This is a genomic window from Chryseobacterium sp. MA9 (genome assembly GCF_024399315.1).
Lineage (GTDB): Bacteria > Bacteroidota > Bacteroidia > Flavobacteriales > Weeksellaceae > Chryseobacterium.
Genome location: NZ_CP075170.1, coordinates 3842446 through 3860469, shown reverse-complemented (window position 1 = coordinate 3860469; position 18024 = coordinate 3842446). Strand labels below are relative to the sequence as shown.

At 37.2% G+C, this 18024-nt stretch carries 15 protein-coding genes and 1 pseudogene; 5 read left to right on the top strand and 11 right to left on the bottom strand.

Features of this window, described 5'->3' with window-relative positions; all coding sequences use genetic code 11:
• Positions 1 to 39: 39 nt before the first annotated feature.
• From KIK00_RS17565 to rpsL, 7 genes are all read right to left on the bottom strand, one after another.
• Positions 40 to 1236, bottom strand: a complete 1197-nt coding sequence (locus tag KIK00_RS17565) for a PepSY domain-containing protein (RefSeq protein WP_255813651.1) — start codon at positions 1234 to 1236, stop codon at positions 40 to 42.
• A 270-nt stretch (positions 1237 to 1506) separates the two neighbouring features.
• Complete coding sequence (locus KIK00_RS17560) at positions 1507 to 2124, bottom strand: hypothetical protein (RefSeq protein WP_255813650.1); 618 nt, start codon at positions 2122 to 2124, stop codon at positions 1507 to 1509.
• 18 nt (positions 2125 to 2142) lie between these two features.
• Entirely contained in the window at positions 2143 to 4401 is a 2259-nt protein-coding gene (locus KIK00_RS17555) for a TonB-dependent siderophore receptor (protein WP_255813649.1), read from the bottom strand.
• Positions 4402 to 4729: 328 nt separating this feature from the next.
• The gene (gene rpsJ / locus KIK00_RS17550) at positions 4730 to 5035 is read right to left on the bottom strand and encodes a 30S ribosomal protein S10 (protein WP_002661363.1); all 306 of its coding nucleotides are present in this window, start codon (positions 5033 to 5035) and stop codon (positions 4730 to 4732) included.
• A 16-nt stretch (positions 5036 to 5051) separates the two neighbouring features.
• The gene (gene fusA, locus KIK00_RS17545) at positions 5052 to 7169 is read right to left on the bottom strand and encodes an elongation factor G (RefSeq protein ID WP_255813647.1); all 2118 of its coding nucleotides are present in this window, start codon (positions 7167 to 7169) and stop codon (positions 5052 to 5054) included.
• A 6-nt stretch (positions 7170 to 7175) separates the two neighbouring features.
• On the bottom strand, positions 7176 to 7652 hold the full coding sequence (gene rpsG, locus KIK00_RS17540) for a 30S ribosomal protein S7 (RefSeq protein ID WP_034694654.1): 477 nt from the start codon (positions 7650 to 7652) through the stop codon (positions 7176 to 7178).
• Between the two features lie 23 nt (positions 7653 to 7675).
• Positions 7676 to 8089, bottom strand: a complete 414-nt coding sequence (gene rpsL, locus KIK00_RS17535; RefSeq protein ID WP_002983146.1) for a 30S ribosomal protein S12 — start codon at positions 8087 to 8089, stop codon at positions 7676 to 7678.
• Between the two features lie 457 nt (positions 8090 to 8546).
• On the opposite strand from rpsL, the gene KIK00_RS17530 reads away from it, so the two are divergent.
• The 3 genes from KIK00_RS17530 to KIK00_RS17520 all read left to right on the top strand — a co-directional run bounded on the left by KIK00_RS17530 (position 8547) and on the right by KIK00_RS17520 (position 10890).
• Positions 8547 to 9023, top strand: a complete 477-nt coding sequence (locus tag KIK00_RS17530; RefSeq protein ID WP_255813645.1) for a Dps family protein — start codon at positions 8547 to 8549, stop codon at positions 9021 to 9023.
• Between the two features lie 95 nt (positions 9024 to 9118).
• Complete coding sequence (gene pncB / locus KIK00_RS17525) at positions 9119 to 10297, top strand: nicotinate phosphoribosyltransferase (protein ID WP_255813644.1); 1179 nt, start codon at positions 9119 to 9121, stop codon at positions 10295 to 10297.
• 122 nt (positions 10298 to 10419) lie between these two features.
• Positions 10420 to 10890: a YciI family protein gene (locus tag KIK00_RS17520; protein ID WP_255813643.1), complete on the top strand. Its 471-nt coding sequence runs from the start codon at positions 10420 to 10422 to the stop codon at positions 10888 to 10890.
• Positions 10891 to 10922: 32 nt separating this feature from the next.
• Here the strand turns inward: KIK00_RS17520 and KIK00_RS17515 are convergent, their stop codons facing one another.
• A complete protein-coding gene (locus tag KIK00_RS17515) occupies positions 10923 to 11090 on the bottom strand; it encodes a hypothetical protein (protein ID WP_156106412.1) in 168 nt (55 codons plus the stop codon).
• A 266-nt stretch (positions 11091 to 11356) separates the two neighbouring features.
• Here KIK00_RS17515 and KIK00_RS17510 point away from each other — a divergent pair, with 266 nt between their 5' ends.
• Both KIK00_RS17510 and KIK00_RS17505 read left to right on the top strand, forming a co-directional pair.
• On the top strand, positions 11357 to 11593 hold the full coding sequence (locus KIK00_RS17510; protein WP_255813641.1) for a hypothetical protein: 237 nt from the start codon (positions 11357 to 11359) through the stop codon (positions 11591 to 11593).
• A gap of 72 nt (positions 11594 to 11665) precedes the next feature.
• Positions 11666 to 12421, top strand: coding sequence for a DUF5995 family protein (locus KIK00_RS17505; protein ID WP_255813640.1), 756 nt, complete (start codon positions 11666 to 11668; stop codon positions 12419 to 12421).
• A 75-nt stretch (positions 12422 to 12496) separates the two neighbouring features.
• Here the strand turns inward: KIK00_RS17505 and KIK00_RS17500 are convergent.
• The 3 genes and pseudogenes from KIK00_RS17500 to KIK00_RS17490 form a co-directional block, all read right to left on the bottom strand.
• Positions 12497 to 15590 (bottom strand): annotated as a pseudogene (locus KIK00_RS17500) (efflux RND transporter permease subunit).
• On the bottom strand, positions 15590 to 16705 hold the full coding sequence (locus KIK00_RS17495; RefSeq protein ID WP_255813639.1) for an efflux RND transporter periplasmic adaptor subunit: 1116 nt from the start codon (positions 16703 to 16705) through the stop codon (positions 15590 to 15592). Before KIK00_RS17495 ends, KIK00_RS17500 begins: the two are co-directional and overlap by 1 nt.
• A 3-nt stretch (positions 16706 to 16708) precedes the next feature.
• Positions 16709 to 17983 carry a TolC family protein gene (locus KIK00_RS17490; protein WP_255813638.1) on the bottom strand — a complete coding sequence of 425 codons (1275 nt, stop codon included), beginning with the start codon at positions 17981 to 17983 and terminating at the stop codon, positions 16709 to 16711.
• Between the last annotated feature and the right edge of the window lie 41 nt (positions 17984 to 18024).

Sequence of the window (18024 nt, the reverse complement as noted above, 5' to 3'; positions counted from 1 at the left end):
GGTATCTAAATATTTACGACCGTTTTAAACTCCATTCTCTTATTTCATTTTCCTGAATCTATGCCACCAGATCAGAAACCCTGTCACCGGTAATGAACAACCGATAAGAGAGGCTATAAAGTAAAGAATAATACTTGGCAGCCCCATGATCTCTCCTGTATGTAATGGTTTTGCCAAAGCTGTAAACTTTTTGTTCAAAGGTTTGTCCGAAAACAGTTCTTTCGTTTTGAATGCTCCGGTTTTATCAAATGTTACTTCATCCGGGAACATCATTCCCAGAAAGTTTTGTCTGTTGATTTTGATAACAACATATCGCGGATTTTCTTCATTAGGAAGCTCTATACTTGTAACAGCAGGGTAAGGAAGCTGATGGTCTGCCAGCTTCAAAATCTTATCCACAGAAGCGGAAGTGACTTCTTTCAGGTTTTTCTTTTCGTCCTGTTTCTGAAGCATATCTTCCAGCAGCCCTCCGAAAGCATCATCTCCACTGTCTTTTTCTTTTGAAATATTATCTATTGATGATCCTCCCAGACTTATGATAAGAGTATTCTTCACCCACGGATAAGTCACATATAATCCGGTAACAGCAATAAAGAACAGCATCAGGAAGGTATAAAAACCCAATGTATTGTGCAGATCATAATTAACTCTTTGAAATTTTGCTTTGAACATGAAAGTCAGGCCTTGTTTCAAAAACTTCAGTTTCTTCGGGAGCCAGAGAATCAATCCTGAAATCAGCAGAATACAAAACATAAGAACCGAAGCTCCTACAATCTGTCTTCCTATATTTCCCATCATCAGATTTCTGTGAAGATCCAGAACAATTTCAAAGAATCTACCGGAACCAACATCGGGCTGTCCCAGTACCTCTCCTGTATATTGGTTATAATAAGTACTTTTGTCCAAATTATTTTCACGGTAACCAATCATATAGCTATTTCCTTTATCGTCCGGAATCATCAGGGAAGTAAGTTCTTTATTCTGCTTTAATAATTCTGCCTGAATCAGATCTGGATTCATCGCTTTTTCAGAACTCGGGCTGATGTACACCTTATCCCTGTTGCTAAAATCAATAATTTGATTTTTGAAAGCATAAAGACAACCGGTAAGACACATCACAAAAACAATACTACTTGATAAAAGTCCCAGCCAGAGATGAGTAATCCACATCAGGTATTTTGTAACTGATTCGTTTTTTCTTCTTTTCCTGTAAAGGCTTTTAAGTAATACTCTCATTGTTTAACAGCAAAAACATTAAGACGGTATTACCGTCTTAATGTCTTAAATTAAAATTGATATGAATAAATTAAAAAAAGTTAATACAAATTCGGGCAAGGAAGCATGAAGCTTTTGATGGCAGTTATTTGAGTTTAAAAGATTACTGATCTAACTTTAATCTACTTTCACCAAATTGAATAAGTTTTCTTAAAAGTAGTAAGAACTTTTAGCCCAATATCATATCCATCTCCTTCTTCTGCTTCCAGCCCTCACTGGTATCAATATCGTTTATTTTCTTCCTTTGAACTGAATTTCTTTTACGATTTCTTCAAACTTCGTATAATGTTCAGGGCTTAGTGCTTTCTGAATTGCAGCCTTTCTTTGGGTATCAAATTTCTCCCAGTATTCTTTGGCCAAATCGTTATTCCCGTGATACACATCATGAGCATCATTAAATGCTTTTTCAAAAGCATCATTCGCTGCATTTACTACTTTGAACTCATCTTCAGAAAGCTGTGCTTCCGTTTTGATTTTCTCTAACAGTGCATTATCATATCTCGGTCTTTTTCTGGAATTTTCGTCCACAAACTTATTGAACTTTTCCATCTGAGGAGCATCCAAAACGGTAGCCATTTCAATAGACTGCTGAGCTCTCAGTTCTTCATTTTTTATTCCTAAAGCTACGCGGTCCATATTACCGCCCTGAGCTTTTGCTGCCTGGAAATTCTGCTCCTGAAGCTGCTGATATTTTGCAGTAATTTCATTAAAGTTTTTTTCCTGTTCAGCAGTAAGTTTCACTTCTGTTTTAAACTGATTGTAATCTATTCCTTTCTTTTTGTCTCCGGAACATGACACAGCCGCTGCACCAAGAGCCAATGCTAAGAATACTGTTTTGATACTTTTCATATTGAATGATTTTGTTGATTAGAATTTATAGTTTACCTGTACAGCAAAGTTTCTAGGCTGAATTTGGTCAATATATCCTCCTCTGAAATAAGAGCTGTATCCTACACTATCAAAAATATTATTAAAGAATACTCTTACTCCCATTCCGTTTTTCAGGGAATATCCTACCTGAGCATCTACCGTAGTATATTCTGGCATATCGAAAGGCTGATCTCCAGGTTTTACACTGTTGATGTGACCTGCACTGAATGTTTTCTGAGTCCATTCGTCTACCGGGCGCTGTCCCACATAGTAGATTCCTGCCCCTACATCTAATCTGTCTAATAGACCCTTGTTAAATTTATAATTCAACCATGCATTGGCTGTATGTTTGGGAGCATTCATTGGTCTTGAACCATTGATATATGCCGGACTGTCCTGATATTGTGCATCAAGGTAAGCCCATCCTGACATCACCTGAAGGTTTGGCAAAATTCTTCCGATAAGTTCTACCTCTACTCCTTTTCTTCTCAGATTACCTGCTAATCCGTAAAGGATATTTTTATTGGCATCTTTAATGGGATTATAGTTAGCATCCAAAATCTGGAATGACAGGTTATCTGTATTAATATCAAACCAGGTAACATTGAATCTTAAACGTTCATTAAACCAGTCTGACTTAATTCCCGCTTCCCATTGTTTTGTATGTGATGGACCTACCAATCCTCCAGCCTGAAGAATATTATTAGAAGATCTCAATGAAGTAGTTGTGGTATAAGATCCGAAAACATTAATATTTTCAATGGGAGAAATGATCAACCCAAAATTAGGATTCCATGTATCTACAGATTCATTGGCAGAACCATTTAGTCTGCTGTATCTGATTCCCAGATGAGCTTTTACATATTTACCTATTGACATCACATCCTGAGCCATTGCTCCGATGCTTGGAGTCAATACAGAATTGGAACGTCCAAGGCTTTTATAAACAACATTTGCCGGGAGTGCGTTAGAAATAGATCCGTTTACTACGTCAAATATATCAAGCGGATTGGCTGCATATTTCACACCACCAATTTCTGTTGGCCTTGCTGTAATTAAATTTTCAGGGGCAATGGAGTTTTTATAGGCTTCATAAGTAACGGAAGATGTTTCTGTTTCTCTCCAGTCAAAACCAACCTGAAAAGTATGATTAATGATTCCTGTTTTTACTTTCTCACCAATGAAATCCAACTGTAAAACTCTGTTGATATCCAATGATTCTGACTTACCAATGGTGCGTTGTCTGATATTATAATCTGTGCCTCCTGTTGGCAATGAAACTGATGATGCTTCGCTATCTGAATTGCTCATAGAATTCACAAATGCAGCTCTTACTTTTAGTTTATCATTAAGCTGTCTGACAGCCGTTGTAGAAAAATTGTATGCTTCAGTGATGGCATAATCCGAAGTATATCCAAGGAACTTCCCTTTTGGCATATGATATAATGCTTCTACATTTCCCGGAGCCAAATTGATGGTTCCTCTATCCGGAGTTCTTTTATCATGCAGATAATCCATTTCCACATTGATGTATGTTTTATCATCCGGACGGAAAGCGATTGATGGATTTACATAAATTCTTTCCCCTTTTACATGGCTTCTGAATGAATTGTTATTCTGATAAGCTCCGTTGAATCTTACAGCAACTTTCCCCTGAGAATCCAAAACTCTCTGGAAGTCTACTGTAGGTCTGTAAAAATCCCAGCTTCCATATCGGAAACCTACATTAGTCTGATCAATAAACTGAGGTCTTTTGGTTACTACATTGATGACTCCACCTGCAGATCCAAGACCGTTTCCGATTCCCTGGCTCACTGCTGCAGATCCTTTGATCACCTGAATACTTTCTACTCCCTGCATATCTGTCATCATTCCGGCAGTACGGAAGTCAGAATCAAGCTGAACACCATTTTTCAATACCGGAACACCGCGGTACCCTCTGATGGACATACTTTCACTTCCTCCTCCGTAGCTTGAGAACAATGTTACACCGGGTACATTTTTAGCAACATCAGTGACTGTAAGTGCTCCTAGTTCTTCAATTGCTTTATGGGAGATCACAGAAATACTCTGAATCTGATCTCTGGTTTTCAATGGCAATCTTGTAATTGCTTCCAACCCTTGCGGCTGTTTTTTTCTTTCACCAAAAACTTCTACTTCGTCAATATTCTTGTGTTTTACTGAATCATTTACTTTCTGCGCATTGGCAAGAACCCCACCCAATAATAGCAGAGAAAAGGATACTACTTTATTCATCTGATAATTTTTGGCAAAATTATTATTTTTATTAATTCTAAATAAACAAACGGAAATGACATATGTCACCTGAAAAAGAACTATTAATATCAGATCATTAATCTCTGCTAAGGACCCTTTGCAATCCCAAAACAAATCAATCCTATCGTTAAGGGTAATCCCTTTAAGGCTTTTTATGGTTACAGAAAGTACAATGCAAAAAAAGCAGATTTGTAAGTTATCAAATCTGCTTTTCATGTCCTGGTCAAACTTATCAAGATAATATTCATAAAAAAATCCGTCCCTAAAAAGGAACGGATTTGTATAATCATTGCAAAGTATGCATTTATCACACTTTAATTTCAACGTCTACACCTGAAGGAAGTTCTAATTTCATTAGAGCATCAACAGTTTTAGAAGAAGAAGAGTAGATATCCATTAGTCTCTTGTGAGCTGAAAGTTGGAACTGCTCTCTTGCTTTCTTGTTTACGTGCGGAGATCTCAACACTGTGAAGATTCTCTTATTCGTTGGCAATGGAATTGGACCGTTTACAACAGCACCAGTAGCCTTTACCGTTTTTACGATTTTCTCAGCAGACTTGTCTACCAAGTTGTAATCGTAAGATTTTAGTTTTATTCTGATTCTTTGTGACATTTCTTTAATTTAAAAATTAACCTTTTGCTTTAGCTATGATTTCTTCAGCAACGTTTTGTGGAGTAGCTTGGTATTTCTCTAATTCCATAGAAGAAGTAGCTCTTCCTGATGAAAGTGTTCTTAGAGTTGTTACATATCCAAACATTTCAGAAAGTGGAACAGAACCTTTGATTACAACAGCACCGTTTTTCTCTTCCTGACCACTGATAGTACCTCTTCTTTTGTTAAGGTCACCAATGATGTTACCCATATATTCTTCCGGAGTTACAACTTCCAGTTTCATAATTGGCTCCATAATTACTGGCTTAGCAGCACGTCCCGCTTCTTTAAATCCTAATTTAGCAGCCATTTCAAATGAAAGAGCATCAGAATCCACCGCGTGGAAAGATCCGTCTTTAAGAACAACTTTAATACCTTCAACTTCGAAACCAGCCAAAGGACCGTTCTTCATTGCAGCTTTAAAGCCTTTTTCAATTGCAGGAACAAATTCTCTAGGAACGTTACCACCTTTGATCTCATTGATGAATTCTAAACCAATTTTACCTTCTTCAGCAGGTCCTAATTCAAATACAATATCAGCAAATTTACCTTTACCACCAGATTGTTTTTTGTAAACTTCTCTGTGTTGAGCAACTTTTGTTAAGTTTTCTTTGTATTCTACCTGAGGTTGTCCTTGGTTAACTTCAACTTTGAATTCTCTCTTCATACGATCTACGATGATATCCAAGTGAAGCTCACCCATACCAGAGATAATCGTTTGTCCAGAAGCTTCGTCAGTTCTAACCGTAAACGTAGGATCTTCTTCAGCCAATTTAGCTAAAGCGTTACCCATTTTATCCTGGTCAGCTTTAGTTTTAGGCTCAACAGCGATACCAATTACCGGATCAGGGAAAACCATCGATTCAAGAACGATTGGGTTTTTCTCGTCACACATAGTATCACCAGTTTTAATAGACTTGAATCCTACCGCTGCACCAATATCACCAGCTTCAATATATTCTACTGGGTTTTGTTTGTTAGCGTGCATCTGATAGATTCTAGAGATTCTTTCTTTATCTCCTGAACGAGTGTTCAAGATATAAGAACCTGCATCTAATCTTCCAGAGTATGCTCTGAAGAATGCTAATCTTCCCACGAACGGGTCAGTAGCAATCTTAAATGCTAATGCAGAGAAAGGCTCATCTACAGATGGTTTTCTTGTGATTTCAGCGTCAGTTCTTGGATCAGTACCTTTGATATCATCTTTATCCAATGGAGAAGGCAAGTATTTACATACTGCATCCAACATAAACTGTACTCCTTTATTCTTGAATGAAGAACCACAAGTCATTGGGATAATAGATAAATCAATAGTAGCTTTTCTAAGAGCTTCGTTGATTTCGTCTTCAGAGATTGAATCTGGATCTTCGAAGAATTTCTCCATCAAAGTCTCATCGTAGTCAGCCACAGCTTCTACTAATTTCTCTCTATATTCTAGAACTTCAGCTTTCATGTCTTCAGGAATTGGCACTACTTCGAAAGTAGCTCCTTGTCCTGCTTCATCCCAGATGATAGCTCTGTTTTTAATTAAGTCAACAACACCTTTGAAATCTTCTTCAGCACCGATTGGTAAAACAATTGGAACTGCGTTAGATCCTAACATTTCTTTAACCTGGTTTACCACGTTAAGGAAGTCAGCACCTTGTCTGTCCATTTTGTTTACGAATCCCATTCTAGCAACTTTGTAGTTGTCAGCAAGTCTCCAGTTTGTTTCAGACTGAGGCTCTACTCCATCTACTGCAGAGAATAAGAATACCAATCCATCCAATACTCTTAAAGATCTGTTTACTTCTACTGTGAAGTCAACGTGTCCCGGTGTATCAATGATGTTGAAGTGGTAAGGCTTAGTTTCAGGTAAAGCTTTTCCTTGATCTGTTGGAAAGTTCCAAGAACAAGTGGTAGCTGCAGAAGTAATGGTAATACCTCTTTCTGCTTCCTGCTCCATCCAGTCCATTGTAGAAGCACCATCGTGAACTTCTCCAATTTTGTGGTTTACCCCTGTATAGAATAGAATCCTTTCTGTAGTGGTAGTCTTACCTGCATCAATGTGAGCAGCGATACCAATATTTCTTGTAAATTTAAGATCTCTTCCCATTTCAGATTAGAATTTGAAGTGTGAGAAAGCCTTGTTAGCTTCCGCCATTTTGTGAGTATCAGATTTCTTTTTGAAAGCAGCACCTTCTTCTCTTGAAGCAGCTACAACTTCGTTAGCTAATTTCAAAGCCATAGACTTATCATTTCTAGCTTTAGAATACTTGATTAACCATTTCATTGCCATAGAAATTTTTCTATCAGCTCTGATTGGCATAGGGATTTGGAAGTTAGCTCCACCTACTCTTCTAGAACGTACTTCTACGTGAGGCATTACATTTGTAAGTGCATCTTTCCAGATTTCAAGTGCAGTTTTTTCGTTATCTCCTTTTTTAGTTTCTACGATCTCTAATGCATCATAGAAAATTTTGAATGCGATTGACTTCTTACCGTCAAGCATTAAGTTGTTTACGAATCTCGTTACCAATTGATCATTAAATTTCGGATCTGGTAACAACGGTCTTTTTTTCGCTTTTGTCTTTCTCATTGCTTTTGTACCTTATTTAATGATTATTTTTTCTTTCCTTTTGCAGGAGCAGCAGCTGCTTGTCCTGGTTTAGGTCTCTTAGCTCCGTACTTAGATCTTCTCTGAGTTCTTCCATTTACACCAGCTGTGTCTAATGCACCTCTTACGATGTGGTAACGTACTCCCGGTAGGTCTTTCACCCTTCCGCCTCTAACCAATACTATCGAGTGCTCCTGTAGATTATGTCCTTCGCCCGGGATATAGGCATTCACTTCTTTACCGTTAGAAAGTCTTACCCTTGCTACTTTTCTAAGTGCAGAGTTAGGTTTCTTAGGTGTAGTTGTATATACTCTCGTACATACACCACGTCTTTGTGGACAAGAATCAAGGGCAGCCGATTTGCTCTTCTTGGCAAGCGTGGCTCTTCCTTTTCTTACTAATTGTTGAATAGTAGGCATTTAATTGCTTTTTATTTTAGGGTGCAAAAATAGTAATATTTTTTTAATCTGCAAACACTTATATAAAAATTAAAATCAAATACTTACATCCGAAATAGAACACGTTTCTCAATGACAATCAGAGAAGCATAATATACATGCGGAAAAGGAACTGAAAAATAGAAATTTCTCCCCTGAAAAAATGAGTATTAAATAATTATGAAATTTACATTATAAAAGATAGCTATCACAATTCTTCATGTATAAAGAGAATCTGAACATCTCATCTGATACATCCAAACTATTTTTAAAAACTTTCGTATAGTTATCATCTATTAATAATCAGAGGAGTTCGGCACGATATTTCGTAAATTTGGGATATACAAAATGACAAACACATCTGTCACCTTAATAGAACTTCACGTCTGCTCAACTGAAGCCGGTGATTGTATCTGACCTTAAAAATAAATATATACATATGAAAAATGCTAGTATCATTGGCCTTAAAGAAGCCGATTGTAAAAAGATCTCAGAAAAATTAAATGCACTTTTAGCCAACTATTCTGTATTTTATCAGAACACAAGAGGTTCTCACTGGAATATTAAAGGAGAACAGTTTTTCACCCTTCATCCAAAATTTGAAGAGTTGTACAACAGCCTTGTTTTAAAGATTGATGAAATTGCAGAAAGAATCCTGACATTAGGAGCAACTCCTGCACACAATTACTCAGATTATTTAAAGATAGCAACTATTAAAGAAAGTAGAGAAGTAACTGACGGCACCAAAAGTGTTGAACAGATTTTAAGTTCGTTCAAAGTAGTCATTGATCTGCAGAGAGAACTTTTAGATATTACAGATGAAGCAGGAGATGAAGGTACCAATTCGCAAATGAGCGATTATATTACCGAACAGGAGAAAGAAGTTTGGATGTACAATTCTTATCTTGGAAAATAACTCCATCAAAAGCATTGAAATATTTCAAAAAAATCGCCTTACATTTAGGCGATTTTATTTTTTATTTTTATATTTGCGTTAAAATTACACATATTATGAACGACGTAAGACTGAACTCTATCCTAGATAATGATTTTTATAAAATAACCATGCAGAATGCAGTGGTAAAACTATTCCCTAGTTCTATTGTAAAATACGAATTTATCAACAGGGGGAAGCACCACTTTCCGGAAGGATTTGATGTTGCTTTAAGAGAAGCTGTTAATAAAATGGCTGAACTTAAACTTACGAAAGACGAGAAAAAGTTCATGGCAAGAACATGTCCTTATATTGACCTTCCTTATCTTGATTTTTTAGAAGGCTATCATTATGATCCGTCTGAAGTAAAAATACATCAGGAAGGAGGTGACCTTTCCGTTATTGTAGAAGGGCTTTGGTACAGAACCATTCTTTGGGAAGTTCCATTGCTGGCATTGATCAGTGAACTTCATTATGAAATGAACCACATGGAAAGGGATTCCAATGAAGTGGTAATGAGCAAAACAATAGAAAAAGCAGACTCATTGGGCAGGCTTGGGGTAACTTTTGCAGAGTTTGGGACGAGAAGAAGACATTCTTATAAGGTGCAGAACCTGGTAATGGAAGCTTTGACTCAAAAAAGGGAATCAACTTTCATCGGAAGTTCAAATGTTCATTTTGCCATGAAATATGGTGTAAAACCTATTGGAACGCATGCTCATGAATGGTTTATGTTCCATGCTGCCGAATATGGATTCAAAATGGCCAATGAAATGGCTCTGGAACACTGGGTAGACGTTTATAGAGGTGATCTTGGAGTTGCCTTGTCTGATACATATACCACAGATGTTTTCTTCCAGCAGTTTGACAAAAAATTTGCAAAACTTTTTGATGGTGTACGTCATGACAGTGGTGATGCTTTAGAATTTGCAGACAAAACCATTGCCCATTATCAAAGCAATGGCATCAATCCTATGTTTAAATACATTATTTTTTCAGATGCATTAAATCTTGAAAAAGTAGAAGAAATAACCAATTACTGCAAAGGAAAAATCGGTATCTCATTCGGAATCGGAACTAACCTTACGAATGACGTAGGATTGAAACCAATGAATATCGTGATGAAGCTCATTGGCGTACAAGCTCCCAATAAAGAATGGATTCCTACGGTAAAGCTTTCCGACGAACATGGTAAATATACCGGAGATCCTAAGATGATTGAACTGGCAAAAGAGTTTTTAAGAATAAAAGATTAGTAACCTCATCAAAACAAATAGATAACCTCGTAACTATCGAGGTTTTTTTGTATCACACCATCATTTGAAATTCGGTTTCAGAAATCTGTAAGGTTTTGTTATATTTATCAAAATAAAACAAGATGAAATCAAAAACATTACTAACCGTGTGCTTCCTCATATCAGCATTGTCCTTTGCTCAAGAAAAGAAAGCAGAAAAATCAAAGTTTAATCCGGAATTGGCAACTTCCCTAGGAGCTGACAAATATGGAATGAAACCTTATACTATTGTCATGCTGACAACAGGCTCTGTTAAGATTGAAGATAAAGCCAAAATAGGCGAACTCATGAAAGGCCATATGGCTAATATCGGCAAACTGGCAGATGAAGGTAAAATTGTTGTAGCCGGACCTTTTCTTGAAAAGAATAAAGAAAACTACCGCGGCATGTTTATATTCAATACCAAGTCTAAGGAAGAAGCTGAGCTATGGGTAAAAACAGATCCCGCTGTACAGGCTGGTGTTTTCAGTTATGAAATCTTCCCTTGGTACGGCTCAGCAGCACTGCCTTTGTATCTTAAGCATCATGATGAAATTTCAAAAGAAAATCCTTAATAAATAAAATCCCTCAACTGAGGGATTTTTTATTAATCAAAACAGATATACGGTTTTCTTGGCGGATAACAGCAATAAGGATTGCTGCAGAATATATATCCTGCCGGACAGCCTCCATCAACAGGTGTTTCACAAGCTAATGCTGCACCACCTAAAACAGTTTTTAACTCTTTTCTGTTTAAGCTTTTTAAATTTTTCATGATTAATTTAGTTTAATTTGATTTCCTACTCTTTAAGATTTTCGGATTCCTCTTTATTATTTCTCTTTGTCTGGAAATAAATATACAATTTATTTTTAAAACTTCTATATTTCAATCAATTATCTATAAATTATATGAAAATTTTAAATAATATCTCTTGTTTCAATGAATTAATTTAATTACTTTAGCTCATTGACAATTCAACTTATTTACCTAATTATAAGTGAGTTACCAACAAACCAATACCATAATTAAAACTTAATCTCATGAAAAAAATGAATTTTACAAAACTTTCGAGAACAGAACTCAAAGATGTATTTGGTGGAACCCTTTATCCGGCAGAATGTCCCGGAGGATGCCACGGTGAAGGCATGATCAGATGTCCTGACGGCACCACTACGATGACAAATTTTATATGCATGGGAGGAACCTGCCAACCTGCTGCCATGTGCAAGCCACTGGTTCTTGAACCTTTTCCAGACCCAATTATCATCACCCCATAATCTGAATGAACAATACATAAAGTGAGCTTTCCAGCTCACTTTTTTAGTATATTTAAATAAACAAATACCATCATGAAAACCATTGAGGAAGTTCTGAAAAAACTGGATGAAATCATCATCTGGTGCAAAGAAAATAAGAGTCCTGCAGGGTATTTTGCCTGTACCTACAGAATTATGACTGCACAGGTTCTAAAAGGAATTCAGCAGAAAAAATTTGAAGATAATCCCAGAATGATATCACTTGATCTTGCTTTTGCACAAAGATACCTTCAGGCATGGGATAACTACAACAAAGGAGAAAGATGTAGCAATTCATGGTATACCTCCTTTGAGGCTGCTAAAAACAAGAATCTATTGATATTGCAGTACATATTTTTGGGCATGAATGCACACATCAATCTGGATCTGGGAATTTCTGCAGCTACTATAATGCCTTACCGGAAGATAAATCCATTGAAAAAGGATTTTGAAAACATAAATAATGTCATTGCTTCCATTAATCAGAACGTTCAGGATTCTTTAAATAAAATCTGCTATCCAGTAGATCTTATTGACAAACTTTCTAACGGAAAAGATAATTCTGTACTAGATTTTGCCATTTCAAAAACAAGAGACACTTCATGGGCAACGGCAGTCATTGCATCCAACACTCCCAATTTCTTAAGAGAATCTGTAATTGGTATTGTGGATTATGCGGCTGCTAAAGTCGCTACCCAAATTCTGAACCCGAAGATCCTCACTCCCGCCCTTTTAAAAGAACTTAAAAATTGCGAAAGCAGTGATGTGGTAAAAAATATAGAGATCTTAGAATCTACAAAGAACTCTTAACTAAAAAAAGGCCGGGATCTTCCTCACGGATCCCGGCCTCATAATGAACAAAATAAAAGAAACTATATTGCTTCCTTATGCTTTTTTGCGATAGGCATAATGGAAAATAATTGGCAGTATTGTAAATGACAGCAGCATACAGACAATCAACCCTCCAACAATCATAATGGCTAAAGGTTTTTGAATTTCAGAGCCCATTCCGTTTGACATAGCTGCCGGAAGAAGTCCCATAGATCCCATTAAGGCAATCATCACTACCGGACGGATTCTGCTTTTGACTCCCAGAGAAATAGATTCTTTGAGTGACATTCTGTTTTGCAGATTCTCTTTCATGACCCCAATCAGAACGATACCGTCTATGGTTGCCACTCCAAAAAGAATGATGAAACCGATTCCTGCTGAAATTCCAAAGATGGTTCCGGTAAACCAAAGGGATAAAAATCCTCCGATAAACGCAAATGCCAGTGTAATGGATGAAATCAGTGTATCTTTTATGTTTCCGAAATTGAAATACAACAGCATCAGAATAAGAACTAAAGAAATCGGCACAACCATAGCCAGCTGTTTGGCGGCTCTTTCTTTACTTTCAAATTCCCCGGCCCATGTCATTTTATGATTTTTCGGAAGCTTTACATCTTTATCTACTTTTGCTTTTGCTTCTTTGATGGTACTTCCCAGATCACGCCCTTCAATATTGAATCCAACTCCGATGTATCTGCTGTTTCCTTCACGGTAAATAAATGACGGTCCGGTATGATAATCAATCGTTGCAATTTCTTTCAACGGAACTTTTTTATTATCCTGAGTCGGGATGAGAATATTTCCCATCTTTTCGGGAGTGTCTCTATATTCTTTTTCAAACCTAAGCATTACGTCGAACATTCTTTCTTCTTCGTAAAACTTCGTAGCAGCCTGCCCTCCAATTGTCATTTCGATGACAGCCTGTGCGTCTGCTGTGGACACTCCATATTTTGCCATTTTGGAATCGTGAAGCTGTATTCTCAGTTCCGGAAGCCCGATATTTTTGAAAACATTCACGTCTGATATTCCAGGAACTGTTCTGATGGAATTGGCTACTTTATTGGCATAATTTTCAAGTTCGAAAAGATCATTTCCAAAAATTTTAATGACCAATGGGGCTTTTACTCCTGCTACATATTCTTCCACATTATCCTGTATCGGCTGGCTGAATCCAAAGTTGATTCCCGGATATTTTTCAAGGGAAACCCTCATTTCTTCAAGAAGTTCTTCTTTGGATATTTTTTTCTTCCATTCATTTTCCGGCTTCAGCTGTATGTTGAATTCAATATTAAAAAATCCGGTAGGATCAGTTCCATCATTGGGACGGCCTGTCTGAGTCATGACAAATTTTACTTCATCATACTTCATGAGAATCTCCTTCATTTCTTTGGTCAATCGTACAGATTCATCTAGATTAACACTGTTTGGAAGAGTTGCTCTTACATAGATTGCACCTTCGTTCAGTTTGGGTAAAAATTCCGATCCGTAATTGGAGAATCTCCATCCGCAAACGGCAAGCAAAGCAATGAAACCAATGATAAATCCTTTTTTGTGACGGTCGCTGAATTCATAAATTCTATAAATATTAACTCTGAAGAATCTTGAAATAAAGTTTTCTTTCTCTTCAATATTTTTCGTCAACAAAAGTTTACACATGGCCGGAACGTAGGTTAAACTCAAGATCAGTGATCCCAATAATGCATATCCCAGCGTGAATGCCAATGGAGAGAACAGAGAACATTTTTCCTTCAACTTTCTGGAAAGAGAAAATCGGCATCAGAGCAACGATAAGAATCAACAGGGCAAAGAAAATATAGCTTGCCACACTTCCTGCGCTTTTCTTAATGATTCCCAGTTTTGAAATCTTATTGAATCTCCGAACTCCTATCGCCCTGGCTTTAAGTTCGAGGGCCACAAAGACGTGTTCGACAATCACCAGTGTTCCTTCCAGAAGCAGTCCGAAATCCAATGCTCCCATGGAAATCAAGTTGGCTGGTAATCCCTGAATTTTGAGCATAATAATAGCAAACAGGAAAGCCAAAGGAATAACTGATGCTACAATAAAAGTGGTTCTCCAATTATAAAGAAAAATAAATACAATGATAGAAACGAGAATGACTCCTTCAATAAGGTTTTTGGAAACAGTATGAACCGTAGTGTTTACAAGCTCCGTTCGATCAATGATCGGAACAATCTGAACATCGCCGGGAAGTTCTCCCCCGTTCAGCTGCTCGATTCTGTCTTTCAGTCTTGCAATGACTTCACTTGGGTTTTCACCACGAAGCATAATTACAATTCCTTCTACAACATCATTTTCTTTGTTGTATCCTACCTGTCCTAATCTCGGTTTTGCTGAAACTTTTACTTCTGCTACATGTTTTACCAAAATAGACGTAGATCCTTTTACTTCAATCTGAATATTCTCAATATCTTCTTTTTTCTCTAAAAGACCGATCCCCCGCACTACATAAGCCTGATCACCTTTTGCCACTACATCTCCTCCTACATTGATATTACTCTTCGAAACCGCTTCATACACATCCAGTGGGGAAAGGTCGTAATTGTGTAGTTCCGTAGGATTAATTTTTATTTCATAGGTTTTTTCTTCTCCACCAAAGCTTACGACATCAGCTACACCAGGAACGGCAAGCAATTCTCTTTCCACCACCCAATCCTGGATGGCTGTTACTTCTTTGATAGGAAGTTTACTTTTGATAATATATCTGTAAATTTCACCTGTTGCACCCGAAGGAGGCTCAATACTATACTCTGCTCCGGCTGGAAGTTCTACATTTCCGAGTTTATTGGAAGCATACTGCTGTGCATAAAAATCATTCACATGATCATCAAAAATAACCGTCACCACAGATAATCCAAATAAGGAAATGGAACGCACCGACGTTTTGTTTGGAATGGCATTCATTTCTTTGGAAATGGGTAATGTGACAAATTTTTCAATTTCTTCAGCACTTCTTCCCGGCCACTGGGTAATAACTCGTACCCTTGTATTGGTAACATCCGGAAATGCTTCAATGGGCGTATGCATATAGGAATAGATTCCTCCTGCCAGCAAAAGAAAAGTTCCCAAAAGAACGATCAGTGAGTTTTTTAACGAGAAGGAAACTATATTCTGGACAAACTTTCGCATTACTTCGTGGAATTATTTAATTGATTTTTCAGATTTTCATAGATCAGCAGTCCGTTGGAAGCAATCACATTTTCACCTGGTTTTAAATTACCTTCTACATAAATATACTGGCTGTTGGAAGTAATCTCGGTTACCGGTCTGATCTCAAGCTCACAGTCTTTTTTGTAAACCACTACATAGCTTTGGTTATTATCAAAGATTAAAGCTTTTGCAGGAATAGCCAATGCACTTTTATTTTGGGAATTAATAGGTAGTACAACATCTGCGGACATTCCTGGTCTCAGCTTCATTCCATTATTATCCATAATGATTTTAGCCTTTAGTACTCTTTCATTTTCATTAAAAACCTGAGAAATAGTATTGATTTTTCCTGCAAAGCTGTCATCCGGATAAGCAAGTGTTTTTACTACTACAGGCTGATCTACATAAACATGTCTCATGTTGGTAGCATATACATTAGCCATTACCCATACTTTATCCAGATTGGAAATCGTAAACAGCTGATCTCCGCCAGCAGTAACAGGCATTCCTTTCGAAATATTCTTTGAAATAACATATCCATCTGCCGGAGCTTTTATCTGAATGGTATTTCCACCCGCTGAATACAGCTGCATATTTTTCTGTGTTTTGGAAATATTGGATTGCAGTATGGCCACTTCAGAACGCGCTTCCTGCAAATCTTTCTGAGAGGCAATATCATCTTTATACATCGCTTCTACAGAGGACAGTTTTCTTTTTGCGACAGCCAGCTGAGCCTGTAAAGTTTGAGTATCATCCTGCATTTCGTTTACGGCTGTACTTTTTACACTTGCCAGAGCCTGCCCTTTTTTCACATAATCTCCGAGGGAAAAATAGGTATCAATCACCACTCCATCCACAAGACTTACGAAAGGAACCGTTTTATCCGAATTGCTTTCCACTTCTCCGGTAAGGGTAATACTTTCTTCTATGGGAAGCATTTCTGCTTTGGCCAGTTTAATATCTTTTTTGAGTTCTTTGGTGATACAATAACCTTTTTCAGCTTCTTTATTCTCTTCTTTTCCGGCACAGCCTGTAACAATGATGAGGGCAGACAGATAAGCTGCAGCAATGTATTGGGTAATATTCTTGTTCATATCTTATAAATCTTGTCCTACAACATACTGCAGGTTTTCGTAGTATTGATTAAGTTCTTTTTTAGTATCCAGGATGATCATTTTATTCCCGATGTAGGTATCCAGAAAGTCCATGTACTCCAGCATGCTGATATTTCTTAGTCTGAAATTTTTTTCATGGCTTACCAGCAGACCGTCCAGCGTAGATTCATAGTTTTCATTAATCTCTTCTGAAACCTGCTGTGTTCTGATATAATTTCTGAAAACCGATACAATTTCGTTCTCGGATTTCAGCATATTTTTACGGGTTTCAAGTTTGCTTTTCTCAATCTCAAGCCTGGCTTCCTGAATATTTCCTTTGTTACGGTCGAAAATGGGAAGGTCCATAGAAACACCCAGTCCTATAAAGTCTTTCATGATATTCCCGCCACGGTCATATCCTATAGAAACAGCAACATCAGGGGTTTTCATTGCATTTTGAATTTCCAGGTTTTTCGTAGCATGTTTCTCTTTATTTTTTGAGATCATGATATCCGGGCGGTTTTCTTTTGCCTTATCTATCCATTGTGTCACTTCCAACTCTGAAAGTTGTTTTTCAGGCATCCCAAATAAATCTGATATCACCAGATATGATTGAGAAGGCAGCATCAATAGGGCTTTAAGCTCTACCTGCTGATCTTCAATTTCCTGTTTTAATGAAATCAGTTTCTTTTTGAATTCAATTTCCTGTGCTTTTAAGCGGACATATTCAGCTTTACTGATGTTTCCGAGGTTTAATTGATTATTATAGGATTTTGTTAATTTCTCAATAGAAGCAATCTGCCCCTGATAAATTTTCTGTTGTTCCTGATTGTAAAGAATCTCGGTAATGGTATTTCTAAGTGTTTTCTTAAGTTCACGCAATACTTCCTGCAGTTCATACTTCTCACCTTCCACTTCTATTTTCTGCAGTTCAATATTTTTTCGTCTTTTACCTGCTGTCTGAATCACCTGTTCTATCTCAGCAGAAATCTGGGAATTCTTTCCCCAGTTTCCAATGAGCGCAGGCTGTTCTTCTATGTCATAGGTTCTCCATAGATTCACTTCGCTGATGCTTAATTTTGGATTGGGCCAGTATTTAGCCTGAACAACTCTTGCTTCGGCTTGTGAAATTTCAAGCTTCTGTGCAATGAGGTCTAGGTTTTTAGCCAAAAAAATAGTCTCAGCTTCCTTTCTGCCAATTTTCAGGGTGTCTGAAATCTGTGCTGAAAAGAAACTGAAACAATGAATATAAAATAGTGTAAAAAATAGCTTCTTCAAGGTCTCTTATTTTAAGACCACAAAGCTATTTGTCTAATATT

Bases quoted from the DNA above. Each gene is read 5' to 3' on its own strand.
- KIK00_RS17520 (WP_255813643.1), top strand. From the start codon at position 10,420: ATGAAATCAAAAACATTACTAACCGTGTGCTTCCTCATATCAGCATTG.
- KIK00_RS17510 (WP_255813641.1), top strand. From the start codon at position 11,357: ATGAAAAAAATGAATTTTACAAAACTTTCGAGAACAGAACTCAAAGAT.
- fusA (WP_255813647.1), bottom strand. From the start codon at position 7,169: ATGGGAAGAGATCTTAAATTTACAAGAAATATTGGTATCGCTGCTCAC.
- rpsG (WP_034694654.1), bottom strand. From the start codon at position 7,652: ATGAGAAAGACAAAAGCGAAAAAAAGACCGTTGTTACCAGATCCGAAA.
- rpsL (WP_002983146.1), bottom strand. From the start codon at position 8,089: ATGCCTACTATTCAACAATTAGTAAGAAAAGGAAGAGCCACGCTTGCC.
- pncB (WP_255813644.1), top strand. From the start codon at position 9,119: ATGAACGACGTAAGACTGAACTCTATCCTAGATAATGATTTTTATAAA.
- KIK00_RS17495 (WP_255813639.1), bottom strand. From the start codon at position 16,705: ATGAACAAGAATATTACCCAATACATTGCTGCAGCTTATCTGTCTGCC.
- KIK00_RS17565 (WP_255813651.1), bottom strand. From the start codon at position 1,236: ATGAGAGTATTACTTAAAAGCCTTTACAGGAAAAGAAGAAAAAACGAA.
- KIK00_RS17555 (WP_255813649.1), bottom strand. From the start codon at position 4,401: ATGAATAAAGTAGTATCCTTTTCTCTGCTATTATTGGGTGGGGTTCTT.
- KIK00_RS17505 (WP_255813640.1), top strand. From the start codon at position 11,666: ATGAAAACCATTGAGGAAGTTCTGAAAAAACTGGATGAAATCATCATC.
- rpsJ (WP_002661363.1), bottom strand. From the start codon at position 5,035: ATGTCACAAAGAATCAGAATAAAACTAAAATCTTACGATTACAACTTG.
- KIK00_RS17560 (WP_255813650.1), bottom strand. From the start codon at position 2,124: ATGAAAAGTATCAAAACAGTATTCTTAGCATTGGCTCTTGGTGCAGCG.
- KIK00_RS17515 (WP_156106412.1), bottom strand. From the start codon at position 11,090: ATGAAAAATTTAAAAAGCTTAAACAGAAAAGAGTTAAAAACTGTTTTA.
- KIK00_RS17530 (WP_255813645.1), top strand. From the start codon at position 8,547: ATGAAAAATGCTAGTATCATTGGCCTTAAAGAAGCCGATTGTAAAAAG.